We start from the raw sequence: 13,415 nt of genomic DNA on the forward strand, positions 1-13,415 counted from the left end.
ACCGTCCCGTGGGGGACGGTGCCGCCTCTCTCGTGCGCGGACGGCGCCGGGCTCAGCCCAGCAGACCGCCGATCGGGTTCTTCGGGGCCTCGCCGCCGGTGGTCGACCCCTCGGTCGGCGGCTGCTCGCCGGTCGAGCCGGTGGAGCCGTCGCCGGTGGTGCCGCCGGAGGTGCTCGGGGTGTCGCTGGTGGACGGCGGCGGGGCCGGCTGGGAGCGGGTCGGCGTACGGCTGCCGCTTCCGCTGGTGGCGCCGCCGGTGGTGCGCGGCGCGGTCGGCTGCCGCTCCTGCGTCGGGGAGGAGCTGCCGGTCTCGGTCGGGCGGCTCGCCTCGCGGGTCTCCTCCGGCTCCTCGCCGCGGGCCGCGCCGGTCGTCGACGCGGAGGGCTCGGGGCGCTCGCCGCGCGGCGACTCGGAGGGGGTGCGGCGCTTCTCGGGCTCGGTGGGGAGCGGCTGGCCCGGCAGGTGGTTGATCGGGTCGTCGTTGGGGCCCGGGACGGTCACCATCTCGGTGGAGCGGACGGCGCCGCCGAGGACCGAGCCGATCAGCAGGGTGAGGCCGACGACCACGGAGGCGAAGAGGGTCGAGCGGCGCGCCACCCGGCGGCGCAGCTCCCACAGTTCGGCGCGCGGCCCGAGGGTCCGCCACGCCTCGCCCGCGAGCCGGCCGTCGATCGAGTAGACCGGGGCGCCGGCGATGATCAGCGGCGACCAGGCGGCCAGGTAGATGATGTCGGGCGCGTCGTAGACCGGCACGGTCCGCCAGCTGACGGTGAGGATGAGCGCGGCGGACAGCAGGGCGCCGACGACGGCGGCGACCCGCTGCCAGAGGCCGAGGACGGTGAGGACGCCGACGACGACCTGGAGGAAGGCGACGGTCAGTCCGGCGCCGACCGGGTGCTGGAGCGCGAAGTCCCGCAGCGGCTCTGCGAGCGGCCACGGGTGGAGCTGGGTGAGCCACTTGACCATGGAGCCGCGCTCGCCGCCGTCGAAGTAGACGGGGTCGCAGAGCTTGCCCATGCCGGCGTAGATGGAGATGAAGCCGAGGAAGACGCGGAGCGGGAGCAGCACCACGCCGAGGTTCATCCGCCGCCCCGGGTAGTAGGCGTGCCGGACGGGGTCGGAGCCGTGCCGCGGGGGCGCCGTCCGGTCCTCGTCGTACGCCGCCGGCTCCGGCCGCATCTCGTACACGTCGTCGTAGGCGCCCTCGGCCCGCCGCATCGGCGGCAGGAGCGGGACGGCGGCCTCGGCGGGCACGACGGGGGTGGGCATCGTGTCGTCGATGCGCGGGATGGTCTGGGTGGTCGGCTCCAGCGTGGAGACCGCGGCGGCCGACGACTCGCGCACGGCCTGGAGGAGCCCGGTCGCGCCCGGCGTGGCCTTTCCGGTCCACACGACGGGGCGGCGCCGCGGCGCCCCCGCGTGGGCGGCCACGCGGGGGTTCGCGGCGAACTTCGGCTGCGGGGCGGGCGCGAGCCGCACCCGGAAGCTGGCGTGGTTCACGATCACCTGGGCGGGATCGGAATCCACCTTGACCATGCTCAGCGCCGGCTGATCGTCGAACCCCGGCCGGGGCGTTCTGGTGTCCACACTCATCTAACCGAGTGACGCGGGGTTAGGACACTGCCTTGACATGCTCGGAATGTCCGAGACCCGTCAAGATCACGGCCGGGGTGCTTGACCCGTACGGGGCAGGCCGACGATCAGGCCATGCGGCGGCGGGCCGCCTCGTACAGCACGACACCGGCGGCGACACCGGCGTTGAGGGACTCGGCGCCACCGGGCATCGGGATGCGGACGAGGATGTCGCAGGTCTCGCCGACGAGGCGGGAGAGGCCCTTGCCCTCGGAGCCGACCACGATGACGACGGGGCCTTCGAGGGCCTCCAGCTCGTGGACCTCGGCCTCGCCGTCGGCGGCGAGGCCGACGACGGTCAGGCCCGCCTTCTGGTACTCCTGCAGGCAGCGGGTCAGGTTGGTGGCGCGGGCCACCGGGGTGCGGGCGGCGGTGCCGGCCGAGGTCTTCCAGGCACCGGCGGTCATGCCGGCGGCGCGACGCTCGGGGACGACGACGCCGTGGCCGCCGAAGGCGGAGACGGAACGGACGATCGCGCCGAGGTTGCGCGGGTCGGTGACGCCGTCGAGGGCCACGATCAGCGGGTCCTCGTGCTCGTCGTAGGCGGCCGCGGCGAGGTCCTCGGGGTGCGCGTACTCGTACGGCGGGACCTGGAGGACGAGGCCCTGGTGGTTGAGGCCGTTGGTCATACGGTCCAGCTCGGGGCGCGGCGCCTCCATGATGTTGATGTTGCCGCGGCCGGTGGCGAGGTTGAGGGCCTCGCGCACGCGCTCGTCGTTGTCGATGAACTGCTGGACGTACAGGGTCGTGGCGGGCACGCCGTCGCGCAGCGCCTCGAAGACCGGGTTGCGGCCGACGACCATCTCGGACTGGCCCTTGCCGCCGCGGCGGGCGACGGGCTTGCGCTTGGCGGCGTTCCGGGCGATCGCGTTCGAGACGCGGAACGCCTTGTGGCCCTTGCGGTCCTCGGCCTTCGGCGTCGGGCCCTTGCCTTCCAGGGCGCGGCGTCGCTTGCCACCGCTGCCGACCGTCGCGCCCTTCTTGTTCGACGTACGACGTCCCCTGCGCTGGCTGTTCCCGGCCATGACTGCTACCTGTTTCCTCTAACTGCGTGCGTACAAAGTCTGTATGTGAAGTGTGCCGCCCGGGGCTCCGGGCGGCACGTCTTCGGCGTTCTATCGGTTGGCGATGGTCCAGCGGGGGCCGTCGGGGCTGTCCTCGATGACCAGGCCCGACTGGGTGAGCTGGTCGCGGATGGCGTCGGCGGTGCCCCAGTCCTTGCGCTCGCGGGCGGCCTCGCGCTGCTGGAGCACGAGCCGGACCAGGGTGTCGACGACGCCGTGGAGCTCCTCGCCGCCGCCGGACCCGTCGGCCCACTGCGGGTCGAGCGGGTCCAGGCCGAGGACGCCGAGCATGGCGCGGACCTCGGCGAGGCGGGCGATGGCCTCGTCCTTGTCGTCGGCGCCGAGCGCGCTGTTGCCCTGGCGGACGGTGGTGTGGATGATCGCCAGCGCGTGCGGGACGCCCAGGTCGTCGTCCATGGCCTCGGCGAAGGCCGGCGGCACCTCGGCGGCCGGCGCGACGGTCCGGCCGGCCTTCTCGGTGGCGCGCTGGACGAAGCCCTCGATGCGGCCGAAGGCGGCCTCGGCCTCGCGCAGGGACTCCTCGCTGTACTCGATCATCGACCGGTAGTGCGGGGTGCCGAGGTAGTAGCGCAGGACGATGGGGCGCCAGTTCTTCACCATCTCGCTCACGAGGACCGAGTTGCCGAGCGACTTCGACATCTTCTCGCCGCTCATGGTGACCCAGGCGTTGTGCACCCAGTACCGGGCGAACTCGTCTCCGAAGGCCTTGGCCTGGGCGATCTCGTTCTCGTGGTGCGGGAAGATCAGGTCGAGGCCGCCGCCGTGGATGTCGAAGGCGGAGCCGAGGTACTTGTGGGCCATCGCCGAGCACTCCAGGTGCCAGCCGGGACGGCCGCGGCCCCACGGGGTCTCCCAGTCGGGCTCGCCGGGCTTGGTCGCCTTCCACATGGCGAAGTCGCGGGGGTCGCGCTTGCCGGAGACGCCCTCGTCGGGCTGGCGGAGGTCGTCCAGGTCCTGGTTGGAGAGCTCCAGGTAGCCGGGGAACGAGCGGACGTCGAAGTAGACGCTGCCGTCGGCCTCGTAGGCGTGACCGCGCTCGATGAGACCGCGCATCATCTCGATCATCTCGGGCACGTGGCCGGTGGCGCGGGGCTCGTACGTGGGCGGCAGGCAGCCCAGCGCGTCGTAGCCGTCGTTGAACGCGCGCTCGTTCTCGTAGCCGATCGACCACCAGGCCCGCTGCTGGTCCCGGCCCTTGGCGATGATCTTGTCGTCGATGTCGGTGACGTTGCGGACGAACGTGACGTCGTAGCCGCGGTAGGCGAACCAGCGGCGCATGATGTCGAAGTTCAGCCCCGACCGGATGTGCCCGATGTGCGGGGCCGCCTGGACGGTGGCACCACAGAGGTAGATCGAGACGCAGCCCGGCGTGAGCGGGGTGAAGTCACGGATCTGCCGGGCGTTGGTGTCGTACAGGCGAATAGTCACGGGTCCAGGGTAGTGGGCGTGTGGTAGTGCCCCGCGACCGATTCCCGGTCGCGGGGCACGTTTTTCGCGGGCGTCAGCGCGCCACCGGGTAGACCAGGGCGGTCGCGAGGGCGGCGAGGCCCTCGGCGCGGCCGGTCAGGCCGAGCCCGTCGGTGGTGGTGCCGGAGACGGAGACGCGGGCGCCGGCCGCCTCGCTCAGCGCCTTCTGGGCCTCGTCGCGGCGCTTGCCGATCTTGGGGCGGACGCCGACGACCTGGACGGCGATGTTGCCGATCTCGTACCCCTCGGCGCGCACGATCCGGGCGGCCTCGGCGAGGAGGGTGACGCCGGAGGCGCCGGACCACTCGGGGCGGGAGGTGCCGAAGTGGGCGCCGAGGTCGCCGATGCCGGCGGCGGAGAAGAGCGCGTCGCAGGCGGCGTGGGCGGCGACGTCGCCGTCGGAGTGGCCGGCGAGGCCGTACGACTCGTCCTCCCAGAGGAGGCCGGCGCACCAGAGCTCGCGGCCCTCCTCGAAGGCGTGGACGTCGGTGCCGACGCCGACGAGCGGGACGACGGGGGCGGGCTGCGGGTCAGAAGCCATCGTTGACCCTCCTGCGGGCGAGTACGGCCTCGGCGAGGACGAGGTCGAGGGGGCGGGTCACCTTGAACGCCTCTTCGTGGCCGGGGACGACGACGACGGGGGCGCCGAGCTTCTCGACCATGCCGGCGTCGTCGGTGGCGCCCTCGCCGGCGAGGGCGATGGTGGCGTGCGCGTCGACGAGGGTGGCGCGGTCGAAGCCCTGGGGGGTCTGGACGGCGCGGAGGCGGGCGCGGACCGGGGTGGCGACGACCTGCTCGGGGTCGCCGGGCCGCGCGGCCGGCTCGACCTCCTTGACGGTGTCGGCGACGGGCAGCGCGGGGACGACGGCGACGGCGCCGTCGCGGACCGCCTCGATGACGGCGTCGACGGTGTCGACGGGCACGAGGGGGCGGGCGGCGTCGTGGACGAGGACGGTGGTGACGTCCTCGGGGACCGCCTTGAGCCCGAGGTGGACGGACTCCTGGCGGGTGTCGCCGCCGGCGACGACCAGGTAGTCGGTGCGCTCGGGCAGGGCGTGGGCGTCGAGGAGGTGCTTGACCTCGGCGACGCCGTCGGCGGGGGCGACCACGACGACGAGCGAGACCGCGCGGGAGGCGGCCATCGCGCGGACGGCGTGGACGAGCATGGGCGTGCCGTTCAGCGCGCGCAGCGCTTTGGGGGCGCCCGGACCGAGGCGTACGCCCCGCCCGGCGGCCGGGATCACCACGGCGGTACGGCTAGGACGCGCTTCGTCTGACATCGGTTGCACTCCGGCAGGTTTGTTTCCGCGGGCGACGTGGGTATGGCGTCAGCAGGCTGTGATGCGACGCCTCGACCGGGCCCTTTCCGTGACGACGGTCGAGGCGTCGCCATGCGAGCCGCCGCACGTCGTACGGCTCATGGGCGCATGGGGAGGGAAGTTAAGAGGAGACGGACATGCCGCGGTGCCCGGCGACGGCACTGCGGGATCCTGGACGTGAGTCCGGGATTCACAGCGCGTCGACGGGCACCGCGGCATTGCTGCTGGGCATGGCAGGTGCCATGCGTCAGGACGCGAGCACCTCGTCGAGGAGGGCCTCGGCCTTGTCCTCGTTGGTGTTCTCGGCGAGCGCCAGCTCGCTCACCAGGATCTGCCGAGCCTTGGCGAGCATGCGCTTCTCACCTGCGGAGAGACCGCGCTCTCGCTCGCGACGCCACAGGTCGCGGACCACTTCGGCGACCTTGATGACATCGCCGGAGGCGAGCTTCTCAAGGTTCGCCTTGTAGCGGCGGGACCAGTTCGTCGGCTCCTCGGCGTACGGCGCGCGCAGCACCTCGAAGACCCGGTCCAGCCCGTCCTGCCCGACAACGTCGCGCACGCCCACGAACTCCGCATTGTCCGCCGGCACGCGAACCGTCAGGTCGCCCTGCGCGACCTTGAGCACCAAGTAGGTCTTGTCCACGCCTTTGATCTGGCGAGTTTCGATGGCCTCGATCAGCGCGGCCCCGTGATGGGGATAGACCACGGTGTCGCCAACCTTGAACGTCATGTGACAGGTACCCCTTCCGTGGCTATCCAGGGTAACACGGAAACTGCTTCTTCTGAATGGCGTTTCCGCAGGTCAGGGCATATCTCGGGGCTTGACAAGTGCGTCGCCCGCGTGCTGCGGAGGGCTTCCGGAAGGCGGTATTCGCAGGTCGGAGCGGCTACGTCGACGGAGAGAAACGCGCACGTTACACACATCCGGGACCTGCCGGAGCGGGCGTTATGTCCCGTTTCGCCCCGCCCGGGGTGGCCCTCTTCACGTACTCCGTTCGAGGATCGACCACTCGTACGGAGTGATCACGCCGAGAATCCGGAATTGATCAGCGGGCGCCCCGTCCGTGCTTTTCCGTAAGGGAAGGGATGCGGAATGCGACGCGACCGTCAGAATTGATCACGTCGGTTATGTGAACGCCAGGCCAATGAGATGTGTTCCGGCCACGCGCGGAACCGCGCGCGGGCGTCTCCCACAGACGCGCGGCCACGGGGTGCGGAGCGGCGCGCGGTACGGGCCGGGGCGGGGCGCCCGGCGGGGCTCCCGACCGGCTCCCCGCGGGGTTCCGGCCGCGGCTCCGGCACGGCGGGGGGCGCTAAGGGGCGGGTCGGGTGCGGGACGGAGAGTCAGGCTCGGTAACCTAAGCGCGCTGACGCACCTTTAGCTGGTCCTTAGTCCCTCTCCCGTCCGTACGTCCTAGGAGTTGCCGCCGCCGTGAGCCGCAGCCTTCGACGCGGCGCTCTCGCCGCCACCGCCGTCGTGTTCTCGATCGCCGCGCTGTCCGCCTGTGGTGCGGGCAACGACGCCCAGACGCTCGGCGTCCGGCCGGACAACGCCGCCGTCACGGTGGACGACGTCAAGATCCAGAACGCGCTCGTCATCACCCAGCCCACGCCCGGCGCCAAGGGCCCGGCCGTCGTCTCGGCCACCGTCTTCAACAACGGCAGCGCCCAGCAGACGCTGGAGTCGATCAGCCTGCCCGGCAGCAACGCGGCGGTCGTCCTGAAGCCCGCGAAGGGCACCGGCCCGGTCGTCGTCCCCGCCGGCGGCTCCGTCGTCATCGGCGGCGAGGGCAACGCCACCGCCACGATCGAGAACGGCCACGAGGCGGCCAAGAACGGCGACGCGCAGAAGGTCGTCTTCAAGCTGAGCGAGACCGGCGACGTCGCCCTGAGCGCCTTCGTCGTCCCGTCCACGAGCTACTTCAAGGACTTCGGCCCGTCCGAGATCCCGCTCCCGCCGTCCGCCACCCCCACCGCCGACGCCACGGCGGAGGCCGGCGAGCACGGCACGGAGGGCGAGCACGGCACCGAGGGCGGCGAGGCCGGCCCGACGGCCGGCCACTGAGCCGCACCGCACACACGCCGGAAGGGGCGCCCCCGCTGGGGGGCGCCCCTTCCGGCGTACTACCGCTCCGGTGCTCCGGGCTCAGTGCCCGGGGCCCGGAGCGGCGGTGCTCTTTACGGCTCGAACTTGTAGCCCAGACCGCGCACCGTCACCAGGTAGCGCGGGGCCCCCGGGTCCGGCTCGATCTTGGCGCGCAGGCGCTTGACGTGGACGTCGAGGGTCTTGGTGTCGCCGACGTAGTCCGCGCCCCAGACGCGGTCGATGAGCTGCATGCGGGTGAGGACGCGGCCCGCGTTGCGCAGCAGCATCTCCAGGAGGTCGAACTCCTTCAGGGGGAGGTCGATCTTGCCGCCGCCGACCGTCACCACGTGCCGGTCGACGTCCATGCGGACCGGGCCGGCCTCCAGGGCCGCCGGGGTGACCTCCTCCGGCTCGCCGCGCCGGCGGAGCACCGCGCGGATGCGGGCGACCAGCTCCCGCGAGGAGAAGGGCTTGGTCACGTAGTCGTCGGCTCCTATCTCCAGCCCGACGACCTTGTCGATCTCGCTGTCCTTCGCGGTCACCATGATGACCGGGACGTTGGAGCGTCCGCGCAGCTGCCGGCAGACCTCCGTGCCGGGCAGGCCCGGCAGCATCAGGTCGAGGAGGACGAGATCCGCTCCGTTGCGCTCGAACTCGTCGAGTCCGTCGGGGCCGGTCGCCGCCACGGCGACCTCGAAGCCCTCCTTGCGGAGCATGTACGACAGGGCGTCGCTGAAGGATTCCTCATCCTCGACGACAAGGACTCGGGTCACGGAAGGACCTCCGGTGCAGGAAGCGGTTCGGTCATGAGATCGGGGGTGAGGGAGGCGGGCGTCCGGCGGTCCCGCGCGGAGCCCGCCTCGGGCAGCCGCAGGGTGAACGTGGAGCCCTGACCCTCGGTGCTCCACACCGTGACCTCTCCGCCGTGCGAGGCGGCCACGTGCTTGACGATCGCGAGCCCGAGCCCCGTACCGCCGGTGGCACGCGAGCGTGCCGGGTCGACGCGGTAGAAGCGCTCGAAGATCCGCTCGCGGTCCTTCTCCGGGATGCCGAGTCCCTGGTCGGTCACGGCTATCTCGATGAGGTCCCCGCCGGGGGCCGCGACGCGGCGGGCGGCGATGCCCACGCGGGTCCGGGCCGGCGAGTAGTTGACGGCGTTCTCCACGAGGTTGCCGAGGGCGGCGGCGAGCTGGCCCCGGCTGCCCCAGACGAACAGGTCGGCCGAGCCTCCGGAGGCCATGGTGATCTGCTTGGTGGAGGCCGGGTGCCGCGAGCGGTCGATCGCCTCGGCGACCAGCTCGTCCACGGACACCGGCTCGGAGTCCTCCAGCGGGTCGTCGTTCTGCACCCGCGAGAGGTCGATGAGCTCCTGGACCAGGTTGGTCAGCCGGGTCGCCTCGATCTGCATCCGGCCCGCGAAGCGCACGACGGCCTCGGGGTCGTCCGAGGCGTCCATGACGGCCTCGGAGAGCAGCGAGAGCGCCCCGACCGGGGTCTTCAGCTCGTGGCTCACGTTCGCGACGAAGTCGCGCCGTACGGCTTCGATGCGCCGGGCCTCCGTCAGGTCCTCGACCAGGAGCAGCACGAGCCGGGAACCCAGCGGGGCCACGCGCGCGGAGACGGCGAGGGCCTCGCCGCGTCCGCCGCCCCGCCGGGGCAGGTCCAGCTCGACCTGTCGTATCTCCCCGTCCCTGCGGGTGTCGCGGGCCATGTTGAGCATCGGCTCCACGGCCAGCTTCCCGCCGCGGACGAGCCCGAGGGCGTACGCCGCCGAGCTGGCCTTCACCACGGAGTCGCTCTCGTCGAGCACGACCGCGGAGGAGCGCAGCACGGAGAGCACGGTGTCGACGCCGGGCGGCAGCACGGCGTCGGTGTGCAGAGAGGTACGGGTGGGTCGCGCCTGGTCGCGTTCGCTCCAGCGGAACGCCAGCATGGCGATCACGCCGGTGCACACGCCGGCGATCGCTGCCAATGCGGCGACCGCCGCGTTCACGTCCATGCCGTCCAGGTTATGCGTGGTCACGGACACTCTCCCAGCCGTCCGAGTGGCTGCTCGAACACTCGTCGCTCAGAGTTCACCCTGGGGACGGGGCCGGTTCATTTGCCCCGGGAGTCACGGGCCCCCGCGTCGCCCAGAGTTCACCTTCAGGCCAAGACCGGTTCACGTGAGGGGATGGAGCCGGACGCACAGGGGGCCGAACGTGGGAGCGTGGGGGCCGGAGAGCGGCCTCCCCCGTCGCAGAACCCTGTGAAGAAGACGAGCACTGCCGGAGAGAGGGACATCCATGCGGGACGCGTACCACGAGGAACTTGATTCGATCGGCGAGGGCCTGGTCGAGATGGCCCGCCTGGTCGGATCGGCGATCGGGCGCGCCACCACGGCGATGCTCGACGCGGACCTGAAGCTCGCGGAGAGCGTGATCGCCGCGGACCAGAAGGTCGACGACCTCCAGCACGACCTGGAGGCGCGGGCGATAGCGCTGCTCGCGCGCCAGCAGCCGGTGGCGACGGACCTGCGGATCGTGGTCACCTCGCTCCGCATGAGCGCCGACCTGGAGCGCTCCGGCGACCTCGCCCAGCACGTGGCCAAGCTGACCCGGCTGCGCTTCCCGGACCGCGCGGTCCCCAACGACCTGCACGCGACCATCCTCCAGATGGGCCAGCTCGCGCAGCGCCTCATGGCCAAGGCCGCCGAGGTCATCATCACCAAGGACGTCGACCTGGCGATGCAGCTGGAGCAGGACGACGACGAGATGGACCTGCTGCACCGGGCGCTCTTCCAGCACCTGATGGACGACCGGTGGAAGCACGGCATCGAGACGGCCGTCGACGTGACGCTGCTGGGCCGCTACTACGAGCGGTTCGCCGACCACGCGGTGTCGGTGGCGAAGCGCGTGGTCTACCTGGTGACGGGCGAGCACGCGGACGAGCTCCAGCCGCAGGACACCCCGGTCGAGGGCGCGTAGGAGCGGGGCGGGGCAGCCCGGCGCGAGGGGGCGCGCAGGGCGCACGGGGGCGCTTCGGCGCACGGGGCTCCCGTGCGCCGTTGATGCGCCGGTCCCGGTGGGCATGGAATGGGGGACGAGGGACGATCCGCGTCCCGCGAGGGAGGGACCCCCATGGCCGATTCCCCCACCACGACCGAGTCCCCGGCACAGGCCCCGCACGAGCCGGCGCACCTGCCCGTCCTGGGCGCCTGCGGCTGCGGCTCGGGCTGCGGCTGCGGCTGCCAGTCGGGCGCGCCGTGCCAGTGCGGCGGCTGCTCGGGCTGACGCAGAGGGAGGGGAGGAGGCCGGCGGCCCCCTCCCCTCCCTCACGCGCGCGTCCTCACAGGTCGAGCACGCCGACGACCTGGCCGCCGCTCTCCTCGCCGGTCGTACGGAAGCCGAGCCGGCGGTAGAAGTCGCCGGGACCGTCCTCGCCGGGCTCCCAGGTCACGTACATCCGCCCGGTGCCGCGCCGGCGCAGCTCCTCGGCGACGGCGTCCACGGCGAAGCGGCCGTACCCCGCGCCCTGGGCGTCGGCGGAGATGTTCAGCCGCCACAGTCCGCTGCGCCGGTCGTCGGGGTCCTTCTTCTCGTCCCAGACGATGTCGAGAAAGGCCATGAGGAAGCCGACGAGCCGGTCGCCGTCGAAGACCAGCCGGGGCCAGGCCGTCTCGCCGTACGCGTACGCCTCGGCGAGCGACTTCACGACGGGCGCGACGTTCCGCTCCTGATGGGGATGGACCCGCAGGGCGAGAGCGGCGTCCACGGTGGCGGGGGTGACCGGCTCCAGGCGCGGTGATCGTGTCATGCACGGGACGGTATCGAGCCACGCGGCCGGGGCGCGCCCGGATACCGCCGACTGTCGGCGCTCACGCAGCGCCGGCGTCCCGGCACGGCCCGCTCACCCGGCGCGCCCGGTATCCCCGGCGTCCTGGCGCGCCCGGATACCCCCCGCCGCCGTCAGCCCGCACCACCGGCGTCCCGGCAGCCCTCGCTCCTCCGCACCCCCGGCGGCCCCCACTGACCCCCGGCGCCCGGCCTCCGCCTCCCCCGCGCCTCGCCCCCGACGCGTCGTCTCCACGTCCCCGGCCCTCCCTGCTCCCCCTCTCCTCCGCACACCCCCTCCCCTCCGTACGCCCCCAGTCCCCCCTTCACCTCGGATTACCGTGGGTCACCCCTGGGCATCGCCGTCTCCGGCCGCCAGAATTGCGGCCATGCCCTCCGCGCGAGCGACCCTCCTGACAGCGGCGGCGGCCGGGACGGCCGCGCTGCTGCTCACGGGCTGCTCGCCCGCGCCCGCGGGGCTCGCTGGGGTGTCGGTGGCGGAGGACGGCACGCCGCTCGGGGTGCTCCTGATGTGCCACGACCACGTCGACGGGGCGATGCTCTACCCCGACGACGTGCCGAAGGAGTCCCGGGAGGTCACCGGCGACTGGCGCCACGACGGCCCGGTCACCGGCTTCACCTCCTGGCCGCTGCTGCAGACGGCGGGCGCGCCCGCGGCGGAGCGGTGGACGCCCCAGACGCAGGCGGAGCGTCTGGAGAAGGGCCGCGGCTACCGCCTCGCGGGCTGGACCGAGGACGGCTCCTGGTCGGCCGTCCCCGTCCACTTCACCCCGGAGGACCTGGCCCGCCTGAAGCCGGGGCAGGTGCGCTACACCCTGGACGACGAGACCCTCACGAGTTCGCTGGACGACTTCCGCGATCGCGCCTGCGACGAGGCGGCGGGCGGCCGCGAGGAGCACTGAGCCCGCGCCGCCGAAGAGGCCCCGGGCCGGGCGGGCGACGGACCTCCCCTCTCACCCTGCGTGACAGCTCCCCGGGCGGCGGAGGCATTGCTTCCGCAACCCGTGGTTCACCCGCGTACAACCCTCCGTCCGGCCCGGAGGTCTCAGAGGACGGCGCTCACATGCTTCACGCGTCGAACCGACTTCCCAAGGAGGAAGATTTGATCTCCGCCAGCACACCTCGTCGGGGTGTCTCCGCCGCGATCACCACCGTCCTCGCGATCACGCTCGGTGCCGGCGTCCTGTCCTCGCCGGCCGGCGCCGCTCCCCTGCCCGCCGCCGTGACGGCCGAGGCGGGGACGCAGGCCGCGCCCGTCCCGTACCCGGATTCCGGGATCTTCACCGCTGCCGGAAAGACCGGATTCCTGGCCCACAGCTGGGTGGGCGGCAAGCGGGTGTTCCAGTGGACCCGCTTCGCCGACGGCGCGGTCACCTCGGTCGACGCCCCGGTCGCCGACGGCTCCGGGACCGACGTGATCATGACCGGCAAGGGGTCGAACCCTGCCCGGTCCCTGGTCCTGCAGCTGCGCGACATGGCCCCCGGTGGCGGCACCGTCACGATGGACCTGCGCCCGCTGAACGCGACCTACCTGAAGGTCGTCTCCAAGGACACGATCCTGGCGCAGGTGACGAAGACGGACGGCTCCGTGGAGCTGCACCTGGTCACCAGCGCCGGCGGCACCCTCACCCAGCGGAAGGTCGAGGGACTTCCGACCGGCGCCGGGTACCTCGCCTCCACTCAGGCGAGCGACGGATCGGTCCTGCTCACGTACTTCCTGAAGGACGGGACGTCGTGGCAGCGCAAGCTCGCCATGGTGGACCTCGCCGCCGCCGAGGTGGTCTCCACCCAGGACGCCGGCGACTCCGGCCCCGGGGCGCCCGCGTTCTCCGCCACGCACCTGAGCTGGGAGGGCGGCAGCAAGGTCTACGCCCTCGACCGGGCCACCGGTGCGCAGACCGTGACCGACCTCGGCGTCGACCCCGACGAGAACAGCTTGATCACCGGCCTGCTGGACTCGTGGCAGCTGTACGGAACCTGGGGGACCCTGGA

13 protein-coding genes and 1 pseudogene are annotated in these 13,415 nt (G+C 72.6%); 5 read left to right on the top strand and 9 right to left on the bottom strand.

Annotation, left to right across the window (positions count from 1 at the left end; translation table 11 throughout):
- Positions 1–52 precede the first annotated feature (52 nt).
- The 6 genes from IE321_RS37965 to IE321_RS37990 all read right to left on the bottom strand — a co-directional run bounded on the left by IE321_RS37965 (position 53) and on the right by IE321_RS37990 (position 6,234).
- Entirely contained in the window at positions 53–1,594 is a 1,542-nt protein-coding gene (locus tag IE321_RS37965; RefSeq protein ID WP_190226264.1) for a DoxX family protein, read from the bottom strand.
- A 107-nt stretch (positions 1,595–1,701) separates the two neighbouring features.
- Positions 1,702–2,658 carry a 23S rRNA (guanosine(2251)-2'-O)-methyltransferase RlmB gene (rlmB, locus tag IE321_RS37970; protein ID WP_043226167.1) on the bottom strand — a complete coding sequence of 319 codons (957 nt, stop codon included), beginning with the start codon at positions 2,656–2,658 and terminating at the stop codon, positions 1,702–1,704.
- A 90-nt stretch (positions 2,659–2,748) separates the two neighbouring features.
- Positions 2,749–4,146: a cysteine--tRNA ligase gene (cysS, locus tag IE321_RS37975; protein ID WP_043226168.1), complete on the bottom strand. Its 1,398-nt coding sequence runs from the start codon at positions 4,144–4,146 to the stop codon at positions 2,749–2,751.
- A 73-nt stretch (positions 4,147–4,219) separates the two neighbouring features.
- On the bottom strand, positions 4,220–4,726 hold the full coding sequence (ispF, locus tag IE321_RS37980; RefSeq protein ID WP_043226169.1) for a 2-C-methyl-D-erythritol 2,4-cyclodiphosphate synthase: 507 nt from the start codon (positions 4,724–4,726) through the stop codon (positions 4,220–4,222).
- On the bottom strand, positions 4,716–5,465 hold the full coding sequence (gene ispD / locus IE321_RS37985) for a 2-C-methyl-D-erythritol 4-phosphate cytidylyltransferase (protein WP_190226265.1): 750 nt from the start codon (positions 5,463–5,465) through the stop codon (positions 4,716–4,718). Before ispD ends, ispF begins: the two co-directional genes overlap by 11 nt.
- Positions 5,466–5,751: 286 nt before the next feature.
- Positions 5,752–6,234: a CarD family transcriptional regulator gene (locus tag IE321_RS37990; RefSeq protein WP_003953493.1), complete on the bottom strand. Its 483-nt coding sequence runs from the start codon at positions 6,232–6,234 to the stop codon at positions 5,752–5,754.
- A gap of 702 nt (positions 6,235–6,936) precedes the next feature.
- Here IE321_RS37990 and IE321_RS37995 point away from each other — a divergent pair.
- Complete coding sequence (locus IE321_RS37995) at positions 6,937–7,569, top strand: DUF461 domain-containing protein (protein WP_190226266.1); 633 nt, start codon at positions 6,937–6,939, stop codon at positions 7,567–7,569.
- Between the two features lie 113 nt (positions 7,570–7,682).
- On the opposite strand, the gene phoP is transcribed toward IE321_RS37995, so the two are convergent.
- Positions 7,683–8,363 carry a two-component system response regulator PhoP gene (gene phoP, locus IE321_RS38000; RefSeq protein ID WP_043226173.1) on the bottom strand — a complete coding sequence of 227 codons (681 nt, stop codon included), beginning with the start codon at positions 8,361–8,363 and terminating at the stop codon, positions 7,683–7,685.
- Complete coding sequence (phoR, locus tag IE321_RS38005; protein WP_043226174.1) at positions 8,360–9,589, bottom strand: two-component system sensor histidine kinase PhoR; 1,230 nt, start codon at positions 9,587–9,589, stop codon at positions 8,360–8,362. The genes phoP and phoR overlap by 4 nt, the downstream gene beginning before the upstream one ends.
- A 286-nt stretch (positions 9,590–9,875) precedes the next feature.
- Here phoR and phoU point away from each other — a divergent pair, with 286 nt between their 5' ends.
- Complete coding sequence (gene phoU, locus IE321_RS38010) at positions 9,876–10,556, top strand: phosphate signaling complex protein PhoU (protein ID WP_031009786.1); 681 nt, start codon at positions 9,876–9,878, stop codon at positions 10,554–10,556.
- 153 nt (positions 10,557–10,709) lie between these two features.
- Positions 10,710–10,862 (top strand): hypothetical protein, encoded by a 153-nt coding sequence (locus tag IE321_RS38015; protein ID WP_190226267.1) that lies wholly within the window; start codon positions 10,710–10,712, stop codon positions 10,860–10,862.
- 55 nt (positions 10,863–10,917) lie between these two features.
- On the opposite strand, the gene IE321_RS38020 is transcribed toward IE321_RS38015, so the two are convergent.
- The gene (locus tag IE321_RS38020) at positions 10,918–11,385 is read right to left on the bottom strand and encodes a GNAT family N-acetyltransferase (protein WP_190226268.1); all 468 of its coding nucleotides are present in this window, start codon (positions 11,383–11,385) and stop codon (positions 10,918–10,920) included.
- 406 nt (positions 11,386–11,791) lie between these two features.
- On the opposite strand from IE321_RS38020, the gene IE321_RS38025 reads away from it, so the two are divergent.
- Positions 11,792–12,325, top strand: a complete 534-nt coding sequence (locus IE321_RS38025) for a hypothetical protein (protein WP_051842336.1) — start codon at positions 11,792–11,794, stop codon at positions 12,323–12,325.
- A gap of 200 nt (positions 12,326–12,525) precedes the next feature.
- Positions 12,526–13,415 (top strand): annotated as a pseudogene (locus tag IE321_RS38030) (hypothetical protein); the annotation flags it as partial.

Source organism: Streptomyces hydrogenans (assembly GCF_014656075.1).
Lineage (GTDB): Bacteria > Actinomycetota > Actinomycetes > Streptomycetales > Streptomycetaceae > Streptomyces > Streptomyces hydrogenans.

Excerpts from the sequence above, each read along its gene's own strand:
- IE321_RS37990 (WP_003953493.1), bottom strand. The coding sequence starts at position 6,234 with ATGACGTTCAAGGTTGGCGACACCGTGGTCTATCCCCATCACGGGGCC.
- ispD (WP_190226265.1), bottom strand. The coding sequence starts at position 5,465 with ATGTCAGACGAAGCGCGTCCTAGCCGTACCGCCGTGGTGATCCCGGCC.
- IE321_RS38025 (WP_051842336.1), top strand. The coding sequence starts at position 11,792 with ATGCCCTCCGCGCGAGCGACCCTCCTGACAGCGGCGGCGGCCGGGACG.
- phoR (WP_043226174.1), bottom strand. The coding sequence starts at position 9,589 with ATGGACGTGAACGCGGCGGTCGCCGCATTGGCAGCGATCGCCGGCGTG.
- IE321_RS37965 (WP_190226264.1), bottom strand. The coding sequence starts at position 1,594 with ATGAGTGTGGACACCAGAACGCCCCGGCCGGGGTTCGACGATCAGCCG.
- rlmB (WP_043226167.1), bottom strand. The coding sequence starts at position 2,658 with ATGGCCGGGAACAGCCAGCGCAGGGGACGTCGTACGTCGAACAAGAAG.
- phoU (WP_031009786.1), top strand. The coding sequence starts at position 9,876 with ATGCGGGACGCGTACCACGAGGAACTTGATTCGATCGGCGAGGGCCTG.
- IE321_RS38020 (WP_190226268.1), bottom strand. The coding sequence starts at position 11,385 with ATGACACGATCACCGCGCCTGGAGCCGGTCACCCCCGCCACCGTGGAC.
- IE321_RS38015 (WP_190226267.1), top strand. The coding sequence starts at position 10,710 with ATGGCCGATTCCCCCACCACGACCGAGTCCCCGGCACAGGCCCCGCAC.
- ispF (WP_043226169.1), bottom strand. The coding sequence starts at position 4,726 with ATGGCTTCTGACCCGCAGCCCGCCCCCGTCGTCCCGCTCGTCGGCGTC.